We start from the raw sequence: 13,113 nt of genomic DNA, 5'->3' as shown, positions 1-13,113 counted from the left end.
CCTCATGCAGATTCAAGCCGAACCATTCACCGTTCACAAACGCTTTGCCCTCACGATCAGTCGCGGCACAACTGCCGAATCGACAAACATTTGGGTGCGGCTGCGGCATGACGGCATCGAAGGCTGGGGCGAAGCGTCCCCGTTTAGCGTTCGTGACCGCCAAACCCCCGAAATTTTGATTGCCGCGATCGATTCGATCGCCGCCAAACTCACCGACTACACGCCCGACGATCGCCAAGCGATCGAGCCAATTTTGGCAGATTTTCCGTCTGCGGCTCGCTGTGCGATCGATCTCGCTCTGCACGACTGGGTCGGCAAACGGGCAAATCTTCCGCTGTGGAAACTGTGGGGACTCGATCGATCGCGCATTGTGCCAACTTCCGCGACGATCGGAATTAGCACTCCCGAAGCGGCGGTCGATCGACTGCGACACTGGATGGAAATTGCGCCGTTTGCAGCGATCAAGGTAAAGCTTGGCAGTCCTGATGGCGTGGAGGCCGATCGCGCCATGCTCAAGGCAGTGCTGGCCGAAGCGTCTCCAAACGCAAAAATTAGCATCGATGCAAATGGCGGCTGGAGTTTGACAAATGCGATCGCGATGTCGCACTGGCTGGCCGAGGTGGGCGTGACCTATGTTGAGCAGCCGATCGCAGTGGGTCAAGAAGCCGATTTGCTGGAGCTTTATCGCCAGTCGCCTTTGCCAATTTTTGTGGATGAAAGCTGCTTTACCAGCGCAGATATTCCGAAATTGAGCGATCGCGTTCACGGCATCAACATCAAGCTGATGAAGTCGGGTGGCCTGAGCGAGGCTTTGCGAATGGTGCATACGGCTCAGGCTTGCGGGCTGCAAATTATGTTTGGCTGCTATTCGGACAGCGCGATCGCCAACACCGCAGCGGCTCAGCTTGCTCCGTATGCCGACCATCTCGACCTCGACAGCCACCTGAATTTGATTGACGATCCGTTTATCGGTGCAGAATTGGTCGGGGGTTGCTTGCGTCCAATCGATCGCCCCGGTTTGGGCGTGCGTCAAGGAGAAACGAAGTGCTAAAGGCTGAAGATCGAGTGGCGATTTTGCTGCATGACGGCTTGCAAAGTTCCAAAGGTAAAACCGGATTGTCGCTTTTGCGCTACAGCGAACTGGCGATCGTCGCGGTGGTCGATCGCCAGTTTGCCGGACAAGATTTGGAGCAGATAACGGGAATTGCCAGACAAGCTCCGATCGTGGCCTCGGTGGAAGAGGCGATCGCCTATCAGCCAACGGTTTTGAGCATCGGGATTGCTCCTTCTGGAGGCGCACTGCCGGATGAATGGATGCTGGAAATTCGGCAGGCGATCGCATCTGGACTGTCGATCGTCAACGGTCTGCACACCGCCATGTCAACCGATCCCGAACTCGCCAATCTGCTACACGCAGACCGCTGGATTTGGGACGTTCGCCGCGAACCGCAAGGCTTGAGCGTTGGCACAGGTGCGGCTGGCAAGCTGAGCAATCGGCGCGTCCTCACAGTCGGAACAGACATGAGCGTCGGCAAAATGTCGGCCAGTCTGGAACTCAATCAGGCGGCGAAAGCGCGGGGAATGCGATCGACCTTTCTGGCAACGGGACAAACCGGATTGATGCTTGGGCATGACGGCGTTCCCCTAGATGCGGTGCGGGTCGATTTTGCGGCAGGGGCGATCGAACAGCTTGTCATGCGCCACGCCGATGCGGAAATTGTCTGGGTCGAAGGCCAAGGCTCGTTGATGAATCCGGCTTCGACCGCAACCCTGCCTTTGCTGCGGGGCACACAGCCGACTCACCTCGTTTTGGTGCATCGTGCCGGACAGTCACATATTTACAATGTGCCCGACGTGCCGATTCCGCCGCTGCCAAAGGTAATTCAGGTTTATGAAACCATTGCGGCAGCAGGTGGCGCGTTTGCCGAAACGAAAGTCGCAGCGATCGCTCTCAACACGCATCACCTCGATTTGACCGCAGCCAAAGCTGCGATCGAACAAGCCCAAGCTGAAACCGGATTGCCCTGTACCGACGTGATTCGATTTGGAGCAGAAAGCTTGCTCGATGCGATCGTCTCTTAGGATCATGGCTCGATTACAATCAAGTTTCTAATTTTGCAAGAGCAGCCGCCTTTGCAAAATTAAGCCTTGGTGATTGAATCCACAGTCAGAAGAAGTCGGGCATCCAGGGCGGAGCAGCGGTAAAGATGCGATCGGCCTGCATCAGCGTGTCGCGATCGCCTTCCAAAACTCCCATCTGCTGAAGCTGACTGGCGCAAAACAAATTCGTGTAGAGCGGAGCAAGTCCACGAATGTCAAGCTTCAGGTCGCCTCTGCCGCCGCGAGTCACATGGGCACGACCGTTCGAGACGGTGAGACAGAAGCGATCGCAGTTTGCCGTAATCAGATCGTCTTGCACCTCGAAATGAAGTTCAGCGCTGATATCAGACGGATAGCCGCGCAGTTCCAACGCCGACACAACATCCACAATTCGCAGCATCCAGCGATCGACAAATCGCGGATTGGCCGTTTGTTCCGGTAGCCAGAAGGAGAGCGGATCGATCGCCGCACTTGTCCAGCGGATTTTGTCAATTTGCGATCGATGGTCGCTCAAAAAGCTCCAGAAAGTTTGTCCGGCGGCGGCTGTCAGCACCGCCCAGTCCACGATCTTCAGCAGGCTTTGGTCGGCCTCTTGCCGAAAAACGATGTAGCCTTCACCGTCACCAAACTCGTAAGCATACAGCGGTGCATCGGTTTCGGTCAGCAGCAGCTTCCACATGGCCGGATGGCGATCGAGATGACCGTTGTTGACGATCGCCTGCTGGTGCTGCATTTTCATCAGCAAATCGGCTTCAAGCGCAATCGATCGCACCGAAAGCGGACGATGGCGGAGGGCGATCGATCCCGTCTCGATTTCCCAACCGCAGACTGATCCCGCTTGTTCGTATCCAGCACGGCGATACAGCCGTTGGGCAGCAGCATAGAGCGTCGTCAGCGGCACATTTTGCTGGTGCAGTTCGAGGAGCATTTGCTGCATCATCGCCAGCGCGACGCCTGATCCCCGATGCTCTGGGGCAATTCCGACTGAAGCGATCCCGGTCATGGGGACGCGCTGATGGTTCCACCACTGACCCATCGGCAGCAACGCTAATGCGCCTGCAAACCGATCGCCAACCCAAAATCCGCGATACCTGTCGCGTCCCATCAGGTCAAAATACAAGCTCTCGCGATCGCGGGGTGCGTTGAAACACTGCGCTAACAGTGACTTAACCTGCTGGTCTTCTCCAGCCTCGGACAGCGGACGGTAGGTGAACGATCGATCGAGCATCAGCATAAAAGAGGGCAGAATGCGTCCTACAATCATACTACATTTGCGCTACAAGTCGTCAAGCGGAAGTTAGCGTCTTGGGTACCCTGCACCTTGTAGTCACCTTCACCTTGTAGTTAAATGACTCATTGACTTGCAAAATTGAGCAATGAGCGATCGCGTCGTGCATCGATCGACAAGGACAAACCATGAAACTATCGTTCGAGAAGTTCCTGAAAGGAACTTTTGCCCTACTCATTATTTTAGGAATTGCGATCGCTTTGTTGTTCAAGCTGCTTCCAATTTGGCCTGCGATCGCGCTCAGAAATATCCAAGAAACTCAAGTTGGGGCACTGCTTAACAGCACCTTTTTTGCAACACTTGTTGTTGAAAGAAGTCTCGAAGTTTTGCTTACGATTTGGCGTGGCGAAGGCAAAAGCATCTGGGAGAATGAACTGGCTCGATATGAACCTGGAACGCCTGCCTTTCAACGAGTGCAAGATGAACTGAATCGCTATGGTCACGAAACAAAATCGATCGCACTGCGAGCTGGATTTGTGTTGGGAATTGTCGTCAGTTTAGTGGGATTTCGCATTCTTGAACCGCTGATTGTGCTTGAAGCAATTGATTCCAATCAGCGAATTGCGTTTCAAACGCTTGACATTATTTTAACGGGTTTAACCATTTCAGCAGGCAGCAATGTGTTTCACGATGTCATCTCAGTCTTCACCGACTTTTTGAGAGCGACAAGGGGAAGAATTGGCAATCAATCCGCTGATAGTTCACCAGTCAGCAATCCTGGCGTTACCGCACAGTACCGCCCGCCCTTTGATCCCTAAACGTTGTCGCCCTTACTCTCGCACTCGCAAGGGATTCAACCACAGCAAGATTGTTTTCTTCAGTTCGTTGAAGTCGCGCAAAACTTCCTGGCGAAATAGCTGCCCGATCGCATCAAACGGCGTAAAATCTTGACCGCTTTTCCAGTTCACATCTTGCCCCAATGGTGTTAGATGATTGCCCTTCAGCAAGCAAGTTGTTGTCATTTTGGGGAAGCGATCGATCAGCACATCATTGAGCGGACGAGTCTGATCGATATCATCATTTCTAAACTTAATCAGCAGATTTCGCTCGACAGAATATTTCTTTTCGATCAAATCGATCGTTTCTTCTGGTGAAGGCGTGAATTCGGCGGCGAAATTCGGTGCAAACTGATAAAACTGCTCGATAAACGGAATCGATCGTCGCGCCGGATAGTTATTAAACGACATGAAGATATTGCCCGATCGCTCGATCGGATACATACTTCCAATCAGCAAATGCACCTTGCAGCCCATACTGTGACCCATGCCGTAGATCGGCAAATATCGCCGCCCCGCCTGCCGATGCACAAAATCGATCGTCCGCTCAAACGTTTTATGTACGTCTACCGCAATGCCAGAATGATCGAACGTATTCACGAACGGCGTTGCCACGATCGCGTAATTTTCTGCTGCTAAAAATTCCAGCAGGCTGCGGTAAGTCAATTGCGGAGCTGTCGCCACAAATGCCCCGCCTAAAAAGTGAATGATCGCGATCGGGCGCGGCGGAATCAACACCCAGTTGCCAGAAATTTCCTGCCAATTCATGCCAAAGTACAAGCGTTTTTCTCGATCGTAGTCGATTTGCGATCGCTCGGTTTCTACCACAAGGTTTGCTGCGCTCGACTTTCCCAAGCGCGATCGTACTCCGCCCCGCCAACGCGATCGCTCAACGCAGCCAGAATCTGTCCAGGAGTCGGCAGATTTTGAGGATCAACATGAGTTTCAGGATTCCACAAATTCGATCGCACGATCGCCCGCGCACACTGAAAGTAAACCGCCTCTACGTGAATCACAATCACCGATCGCGGCGCTTTCTCCTCAACGGCAAATGAATCGAGCAGGGCGCGATCGATGCTGACCTGAGCGCGACCATTCACCCGCAGCGTATTTCCCAGACCCGGAATCAAAAACAGCAGGGCGACGCGCGGATCGCGAACAATATTTCGCAGCGAATCAATGCGATTGTTGCCCAGTCGATCGGGCAGCAGCAGCGTTTGGTCATCGTGGACGCGAACGAACCCAGGTCGATCGCCACGCGGCGAACAGTCCAGTCCGTCCGGGCTGCCAGTGGCAAGAACAGCAAACGGAGAAGCGGCAATCAAAGCGCGATAGTGCGGCGTCAGGCGATCGATTTCTTTGACGATCGCGGCTTCACCCGGCTGACCGTAGAGAGCTTCGAGTTCTTCAAGCGTAGTAACGATCGACATAAAAATTGATGAACTAGGAATTGATGAAAAAGAGTGCTGAGGGAAAGCGAGTCAGACGAGGACGTGGCGGGAAAGCCAATGTGTCGCACATCAACACCCATGAGTATGCCTCGCGTAGGAGTGTAGGGGGAAGTATCAGGCCAATCAAATCGCAGCGATAGAATAGTCGCATAGCGCGGAACCTCCGCAAAGCGCCGTTTGCGCCATTTCGATCGCTGTCATTGGGAGAAGAAATCATGGTACAAGAACTCACCCCACCCGCAACTACCAGCACCCGTCTGGAACTCGAAGCCTTTTGGATGCCCTTCACGGCCAATCGGCAATTCAAGGCCAAACCCCGCATCATGGTGGCGGCCAAAGACATGTACTACACCACCGAAGACGATCGCCAAGTCCTCGACGGCACAGCCGGATTGTGGTGCGTCAACGCCGGACATTCGCGGACGCGCATTGTCGAAGCCGTGCAAAAGCAAGTGGCGACGCTGGATTTTTCCCCGACCTTTCAGATGGGACATCCGGGGCCGTTTCAGGTGGCCGATCGCCTCGCCAAAACGCTTCCCGGCGACCTGAACCATATTTTCTTCACCAATTCCGGTTCGGAAGCGGTTGATACGGCTTTGAAAATTGCGATCGCCTACCACCGCGCCAAAGGGGACGGCACTCGGCAACGCTTGATCGGACGCGAGCGCGGCTATCATGGCGTCGGCTTTGGCGGCATCTCGGTCGGCGGCATCGGTGCGAACCGCAAATTCTACGGTAGCTTGATTCCCGGCGTCGATCACCTGCCGCACACGCACAACCTGGAACACAACGCCTTTACCAAAGGTCAGCCCCAGTGGGGCGCACACTTAGCCGACGAGCTAGAGCGGATCGTTGCCCTGCATGACGCTTCCAACATCGCCGCCGTGATCGTTGAACCTGTAGCCGGATCGACAGGCGTGTTGATTCCTCCACAGGGCTATTTGCAGCGGTTGCGCCAAATTTGCGACAAGCACGGCATTCTGTTGATTTTTGATGAAGTGATTACGGGATTCGGTCGGCTGGGTGCGCCGTTTGCCGCCGACTATTTTGGCGTTTTGCCGGACATGATCTGCGTCGCCAAAGGCATCACAAACGGAACCGTGCCGATGGGAGCCGTCTTCGTGCGTGACCACATTTTCGACGCCTTTATGCACGGCAGCGAAAGCGCGATCGAACTGTTTCACGGATACACCTACTCCGGCCACCCGCTCGCCTGCGCTGCCGCCCTCGCCACCTTGGATGTTTACGAGGAAGAAGGCTTGTTCGATCGCGCCCGCGACCTGTCAAGCTATTGGGAAAGCGCCGTCCACTCGCTCAAGGATGCGCCCCACGTCATCGACATTCGCAACCTCGGCCTCGTAGCCGGAATCGAACTTGCCCCGATTCCCGGCAAGCCAGGCGCTCGCGCCTACGATCTGTTTGTCCGCTGCTATGAACAAGGCTTGCTGACGCGCACGACGGGAGACATCATTGCCCTGTCCCCGCCGCTGATCATCGAGAAGCACCAGATTGATCGAATTGTGGAGACGATCGCCTCTGTCCTCAAGCAAGTCAATTAGGGGTTAGAGATTGGGAGTTAGGGCGTCCTGCTAATCCCTAACCCCAATTCCCTCACTCTGGATACCAAAACATCCCCTTGATGCCTTCTGGATCAGCCATGAAGCCCAAGCCGCGATAGAAGTTGACGACTTGCGGATCGGCAAACAGGGTAATGTTGCTGATATCTTCGCTGCGGAGCTTTTTGATCATGTGGCGCATCAGCGCTTTCCCCAAGCCTTTGCCCTGAAAATCCGGGTGAACCACGACATCCCAAATCGTGGCGTTGAAGGCGTGGTCAGACGTGGCGCGGGCAAATCCGACCAGTCGGCGCGTGGCTCCACGCTGTTCCCACATCGAGACGACCAAAAAGCTGTGCTGAATCGCCTTCTTGACTTTGCGTAAGGGACGGCGCGACCAGCCCACCGCATCGCAAAGTTCTTCGAGTTCATAGAGATCGATTTCGCGATCGGTGCTGAAGAAGACCCGCGAGTTTTCACTCGCCGCTTCTGACATGCCAAACTCCGACGGGGCTGGCTTGGATGTGGCAGCAGCATCAGAAGCACTAAACAAGCTTTTCCAGAAACCCATGCAGCCGTCGTGGAGGTAGTGAAAATGAAAAGATGGTACTAGTTAGTATATCTCTCCCCTGCTTGCTTCACCCGTGCTTTGCAGGAAAATCCATCGTCTGATGCGTTTGGTAGGGCGATCGCTGTGCAAAGGGTGAAAGATTACCGTAAAGTTAGGGTTTCCTAGAACAGTACGGCGGGCAACCCGTTTCGATCGCGGCGGCACAGTAGCGATCGCCCCGACTCGTCGCCACTGCCTGTTCCCTGCATCGTTCCCTGCAAGGCTGACTCTTTGCACTATGGCTCCGGGTCTCAAGTCCACTACTCTCGAACTGCTCAAGCGCTTCAATCGGGCGTTTCCGCAGTTCTATGAGCAATTTGTCAGCAGCGAAATTCAGCTTCAAAATTTGCGACTGGCCTACCAGCTTTACAAAACTAAACAGGCGGTCATCGAACTCAAGCCCGAAGGCAGCAAAAGCGCACTGCATTTCGCCTACCGCAACCAGTCTTTCTTGCTGAGCGACATTTTTGGCGTCCTAGCCGCCTTTGGCCTGACGATTCACAGCCTCAGTCTGTACGGCCAAATCGAGCCGCCGATGCTCGTATTTATCAAGCTGGTCGTGTCGCGAGGCGGCAAAGCGCTGACGGACAAAACGGCGGAAAACGTTTGCCGAGCGGTGCGCGAAGCTTTGGCGGGACGCTTTGAAGTCGAAGAAATGCTGGCCGTCGAGTTTAATTTGGATGCCGGATTGGAACAGGTCGAAACAGAATTTTATGTCGATCCGGTTTTTCACTTGCCTGCCTTGCTGATCGAAGCGGACAACCAGCCCGGATTGTTTTACAAGGTGATGTACGCGATTTGGCAGGAAGATTTGCTGGTTGTGAATGCAAATTTGCTCGTCTGGCGCGGTCGAACCCGCTTGATTTTGTATTTGTTAGGTCCCAACGAAAATTTGATTCCCGAATATCTGGGTCAAAAAATTGCCGAAGGGGTGCGGCAGCGATTGCTGGGACGACGATTTTAAGTGCCGATCGATTACAGTTCGGCTAGAGCGCATCCGGATCGATGTTGAGTTCGCGCAGTTTGTCGGCCAGTCGATCGACTTTTGCTTGAGCAGCGATCGCAGCTTCAGCAGGAGTGGGCAGCAGTTCGCCTGCGGACGTAAAAAAGCGCAGTTTGCGATCGCGAACGCCCAAAAATAATTCAAGCTGCTGACTCCAAAGCCAGCCATTTTGATTGGGTGAAATCGGCTGATATTGACCGTTCACGAGATAGAAACCTGCGAATTCAAGCGTGTCTGGATCAAACCAGAAATAGTCATAAACCTTGAGCGTATCTTGATAGATCTGCTTCTTCACAGTGCGATCGATCTCTGCCGTACTGTCTGACAAAATCTCAACAATCACATTTGGAGTTTTACCATCTTCACCCCAAACAACCCAGCTTTTGCGAAGTTTTCTCTCGACACCCAGCACCACAAAAAAATCAGGACCGCGAAAATCTCGCGACTTGAGTTGCTTTTCGCTGTAGTAGATCGTGGTGTTGGCACTTGCGTAGAAATCATTGCGATCGCGCCACCACCAGTTTAAGCATTCCAGAAACAAAATGATTTGCTGAAGATGCAGGTCATCCAAGGGCGGTTCGTCACTGTTGAGATCGATTGGAGGTGCGACGATTTCTGCGCTGACTTGATCGATTGAATTTTGGGCGATCGTCATAGCCACGCATCCGTTTCAAGGTTTCTTTCATTGTAGAATTCAAACAAAAAGCCTGTCGCGAGACAGGCTTCCAAATTTATTCAAAGGGTGCGATCGTCTATTCGCCTGCTGTGTTACCAACTAGCTTAACTTTTCGCGCCAGACCGATCGCCTGCAAAAACTGAATCGTCATCCAGGTCATATCAAATTCCCACCATTTCATGCCGTGTCGAGCCGAGTATTGAAAAGCATGGTGATTGTTGTGCCAGCCTTCTCCGTAAGTCAATAAAGCGACCCACCAGCAGTTTGTGGAGCGATCGCCACTGTCATACGTGCGGTAGCCAAATTTGTGCGTGGCGCTATTCACAAACCAAGTGCAGTGATAAACCAAAACGAGGCGGAGGAAGACGCCCCAAACGACAAACGACCAGCCGCCAATTAGATAAAGCAGGACGGCAAAAGCAACTTGAATGTGGAAAAAGTATTTATCTAAAAATCGGTAGACCGGATCGCTGGAAATGTCCTTTGTGAGGCGAGGAACATCATCTTTTGCCTGAATATCATAGAACATCCAAAGCATATGGCTCCACCAAAAGCCTTTGTTGGAATCGTGCTGATCGAGTTCTTGATCCGAATGAGCGTGGTGATTGCGATGTAGGCCAATCCATTCGATCGGGCTGCCTTCCAGTGACAATGTGCCGCAGAAAACAAAGAAATATTCGAGCCACTTGGGAGTTTGAAAGCTGCGGTGCGTGACGAGACGATGCCAGCCCAACGTGATTCCTAATCCGCCCGTAATCCAGTGGAGAAACAGCATCAAACCTACTGCGCTCCAGCTAAAGTTGCTGGGAAGAAGAACAAAGAGTGCCCCAACGTGAATACTAATCACGTAGAGCAGGATTACCCATTTAATGGAGGATTTGGTCGAAGTTGCAATAGTCATTCAGTGGTCTCAATGGTGTTTGTAGCAGTTCGGATGTCAAGACATTGCATATCAAGACAGTGCGGGTTCAAACAGTGCAAATTTCACGGACGAAAATCGCACTATGTTGGGAGATAAGATGCCATGTCTGCAAGACAAAACGAATCAAAAAGGAACGTGCAGAAATCGAGATTGAAGGTGTGTTTCAGTTCAAACTCGTTTGTGCATCAAGATCGATCGCCAGTATAGAAACAGATTTGCAAAGCAAAAACGTCATTTCAAATTTTTTCTGGAATTGACGCCAAGGTCAAGAAATTAAAGTTCAAGTAATTGCTGTATTACGACATAACTAAATGAGGATTAATCAGTTGACGAATTGCGATCGAGTCAGCCAAGAAAAAGGGCGAAACATGCAACCGGTAACTATCACATTCGCGACAATTGCAACTGAAATGCTTCACCCTTTTGGATGAATTTATTTTTGTTCAACCAGCTTGACTTTTTGGGCAAGACCGATCGCCTGTAAGAAGCGAATCGTCAGCCAAGTCATATCAAATTCCCACCATTTCATGCCGTGACGCGCCGAGTATTGAAAAGCGTGATGATTGTTGTGCCAGCCTTCACCATAGGTCAAAAGGGCGACCCACCAGCAGTTTGTCGATCGATCGCCTGTGTCCTCATACGTGCGATAGCCGAATTTGTGTGTGGCGCTGTTGACCAGCCAAGTCGTGTGATAGACAAAAACGAGACGCACGAAGACGCCCCAGAAGACAAACGGCCAGCCGCCCAGAAAGTAGAGCAGGACGGCAAAAACGACCTGAATCGGAAAGAAATATTTGTCGAGGAACTGGTAGAAGCGATCGTCAGCAATGTCTTTGGTGAAGCGATCGATTTCTGCTTCTGCCGGAACTTCGTGGAACATCCACTGCATGTGGCTCCACCAAAAGCCTTTGCCCGAATCATGGTGATCAACAGCTTGATCCGAGTAGAGATGGTGGTGACGGTGCAGGCCAACCCACCAAATCGGGCCACCCTGAACGGCCAGCGTCCCGCAAAAGACAAGGAAATATTCGAGCCACTTAGGAGTTTGAAAGCTGCGGTGCGTCAGCATTCGATGCCATCCCAACGTGATCCCCAAGCCGCCTGTGACCCAGTGGAGGAACAGGGCAAGGCCGACCGCGCTCCAGCTAAAGTTGCCAGGGAGAAAGGCGAAGATTGCGCCGACGTGGATCACGAGCATAAAACCGATGACGATCCAGTCGTAACCGAGTTTTTGCGAAGATGCGATTGTCATGCAGTAGTCTCAGAAAGTAAATTTTGCGGACTGTTTTGAGAGCGTCGAATCTAGGCGACAATAGACTCCGCCATCGATGACGCTGCGAGGTGAACAGAGGTTCGGGTGAACATAAAGTTCGGGTGAACAAACGTTCGATCGCCCGTCGGATGAAACGGAGTCCTTAAGTCTCCAATCTTAGGAGAAAGATTACAGAAATGAGCAGCTTTGAGCCGCTTCAGCGAGCAGAACAGGCGCTTTCGCAAATTTTTGTTGCGATCGACACCCAAACTAAGCATAACCTGCGGCGCGTCTTGGCGGCGTTTCAGCAGCATCAGGTTGGGGTTCAGCATTTTGCGAGCGTAACGGGCTATGGACACGACGATCTGGGTCGGGAAACGCTCGATCGCGTCTTTGCCAATGTGATGCAAGCAGAAGCGGCGATCGTCCGAGTCCAGTTCACGTCGGGCACACACGCGATCGCCTCTGCCCTGTATGGCGTGTTGCGTCCGGGCGACGAACTGCTGGCCGTTGCGGGTGCGCCCTACGACACATTAGAAGAAGTCATCGGAGTGCGCGGCACAAATCAAGGATCTTTAAAGGAATGGGGCATTTCTTATCGTCAGGTGGATTTGACGCCAGAGGGAGCGCCGGACTGGAATGCGATCGCCCAATCAATCAGACCAGAAACGCGGCTGGTGACAATTCAGCGATCGTGCGGCTATTCGTGGCGTCTGAGTTTGTCGATCGCGGATATCGAGAAAATCATTCGACTGGTGAAGCAGCAAAATCCCGATGTGGTGTGCTTTGTCGATAACTGCTACGGCGAATTCGTCGAGAGCCGCGAACCAACCGCAGTCGGGGCGGATTTGATCGCGGGATCGCTGATCAAAAATCCGGGCGGAACGATCGTGCCCGCAGGTGGCTATGTGGCGGGTCGAGCCGATCTGGTCGAGATGGCAGCTTGTCGCCTGACCGCACCGGGAATCGGCAGCTTTGGCGGCGCGACGTTCGATCAAAATCGCCTGTTGTTTCAAGGCTTGTTTCTGGCTCCGCAAATGGTCGGGGAAGCGCTGAAGGGCAATCATCTGACGGCGCATGTGTTTGAGCAGTTGGGCTATCGAGTGAATCCGCGTCCCGGTGCAGCCCGAACCGATGTGATTCAGGCGATCGAACTCGGTTCCCCGGAAAAAATCATCGCCTTTTGCACCGCGATTCAGCAGCATTCCCCGATCGGGTCGTATCTTAGTCCGGTTCCTGCCGAAATGCACGGCTATGAAAGTCAGCTTGTGATGGCGGGCGGCACGTTCATCGACGGCAGCACGTCAGAATTCTCCGCTGATGGCCCGCTGCGTGCGCCCTATGTCGTGTTTTGTCAGGGCGGGACGCACTGGACACACGTGGCGATCGCACTGGAGGCGGCGATCGAGGCGATCGGCGCAAAAAGTTAGGAGTTTTGGCGCAAGGGAATCCTAAAGGCATGTACTGATTTCGGAGTTT

At 53.1% G+C, this 13,113-nt stretch carries 13 protein-coding genes; 6 read left to right on the top strand and 7 right to left on the bottom strand.

Features of this window, described 5'->3' with window-relative positions; genetic code table 11:
* The first annotated feature begins 4 nt into the window (after positions 1–4).
* Both H6F67_RS09235 and H6F67_RS09230 read left to right on the top strand, forming a co-directional pair.
* On the top strand, positions 5–1,051 hold the full coding sequence (locus tag H6F67_RS09235; protein ID WP_190765569.1) for a dipeptide epimerase: 1,047 nt from the start codon (positions 5–7) through the stop codon (positions 1,049–1,051).
* On the top strand, positions 1,045–2,082 hold the full coding sequence (locus H6F67_RS09230) for a DUF1611 domain-containing protein (RefSeq protein ID WP_190765567.1): 1,038 nt from the start codon (positions 1,045–1,047) through the stop codon (positions 2,080–2,082). Before H6F67_RS09235 ends, H6F67_RS09230 begins: the two co-directional genes overlap by 7 nt.
* An 85-nt stretch (positions 2,083–2,167) precedes the next feature.
* Here the strand turns inward: H6F67_RS09230 and eis are convergent, their stop codons facing one another.
* Positions 2,168–3,364 carry an enhanced intracellular survival protein Eis gene (gene eis / locus H6F67_RS09225; protein WP_242020570.1) on the bottom strand — a complete coding sequence of 399 codons (1,197 nt, stop codon included), beginning with the start codon at positions 3,362–3,364 and terminating at the stop codon, positions 2,168–2,170.
* Positions 3,365–3,516: 152 nt separating this feature from the next.
* On the opposite strand from eis, the gene H6F67_RS09220 reads away from it, so the two are divergent.
* Entirely contained in the window at positions 3,517–4,146 is a 630-nt protein-coding gene (locus H6F67_RS09220; protein WP_190765565.1) for a hypothetical protein, read from the top strand.
* 12 nt (positions 4,147–4,158) lie between these two features.
* Here H6F67_RS09220 and H6F67_RS09215 read toward each other — a convergent pair whose 3' ends face one another.
* Complete coding sequence (locus H6F67_RS09215; RefSeq protein WP_190765832.1) at positions 4,159–4,932, bottom strand: DUF1350 family protein; 774 nt, start codon at positions 4,930–4,932, stop codon at positions 4,159–4,161.
* Positions 4,933–4,985: 53 nt separating this feature from the next.
* The gene (locus tag H6F67_RS09210; RefSeq protein ID WP_190765563.1) at positions 4,986–5,594 is read right to left on the bottom strand and encodes a pyridoxamine 5'-phosphate oxidase family protein; all 609 of its coding nucleotides are present in this window, start codon (positions 5,592–5,594) and stop codon (positions 4,986–4,988) included.
* Positions 5,595–5,830: 236 nt separating this feature from the next.
* Between H6F67_RS09210 and H6F67_RS09205 the strand changes: the two genes are divergently transcribed.
* A complete protein-coding gene (locus H6F67_RS09205) occupies positions 5,831–7,174 on the top strand; it encodes an aspartate aminotransferase family protein (protein ID WP_190765561.1) in 1,344 nt (447 codons plus the stop codon).
* A gap of 52 nt (positions 7,175–7,226) precedes the next feature.
* On the opposite strand, the gene H6F67_RS09200 is transcribed toward H6F67_RS09205, so the two are convergent.
* On the bottom strand, positions 7,227–7,742 hold the full coding sequence (locus tag H6F67_RS09200) for a GNAT family N-acetyltransferase (RefSeq protein WP_190765560.1): 516 nt from the start codon (positions 7,740–7,742) through the stop codon (positions 7,227–7,229).
* Positions 7,743–8,019: 277 nt separating this feature from the next.
* Between H6F67_RS09200 and H6F67_RS09195 the strand changes: the two genes are divergently transcribed.
* A complete protein-coding gene (locus tag H6F67_RS09195) occupies positions 8,020–8,745 on the top strand; it encodes a hypothetical protein (RefSeq protein ID WP_190765558.1) in 726 nt (241 codons plus the stop codon).
* A gap of 22 nt (positions 8,746–8,767) precedes the next feature.
* Here H6F67_RS09195 and H6F67_RS09190 read toward each other — a convergent pair whose 3' ends face one another.
* From H6F67_RS09190 to H6F67_RS09180, 3 genes are all read right to left on the bottom strand, one after another.
* Positions 8,768–9,439 (bottom strand): Uma2 family endonuclease, encoded by a 672-nt coding sequence (locus tag H6F67_RS09190; RefSeq protein WP_190765556.1) that lies wholly within the window; start codon positions 9,437–9,439, stop codon positions 8,768–8,770.
* 97 nt (positions 9,440–9,536) lie between these two features.
* Positions 9,537–10,361 (bottom strand): acyl-CoA desaturase, encoded by an 825-nt coding sequence (locus tag H6F67_RS09185; RefSeq protein WP_190765554.1) that lies wholly within the window; start codon positions 10,359–10,361, stop codon positions 9,537–9,539.
* A 454-nt stretch (positions 10,362–10,815) separates the two neighbouring features.
* Positions 10,816–11,634, bottom strand: a complete 819-nt coding sequence (locus H6F67_RS09180; protein WP_190765552.1) for a fatty acid desaturase — start codon at positions 11,632–11,634, stop codon at positions 10,816–10,818.
* Positions 11,635–11,831: 197 nt separating this feature from the next.
* Between H6F67_RS09180 and H6F67_RS09175 the strand changes: the two genes are divergently transcribed.
* Positions 11,832–13,064 (top strand): methionine gamma-lyase family protein, encoded by a 1,233-nt coding sequence (locus H6F67_RS09175; protein WP_190765550.1) that lies wholly within the window; start codon positions 11,832–11,834, stop codon positions 13,062–13,064.
* The last annotated feature ends 49 nt before the right edge of the window (positions 13,065–13,113 follow it).

The organism is Microcoleus sp. FACHB-1515 (genome assembly GCF_014696105.1).
Lineage (GTDB): Bacteria > Cyanobacteriota > Cyanobacteriia > Elainellales > Elainellaceae > JAAUTJ01.
This window is presented reverse-complemented; position numbering and strand designations above follow the sequence as displayed.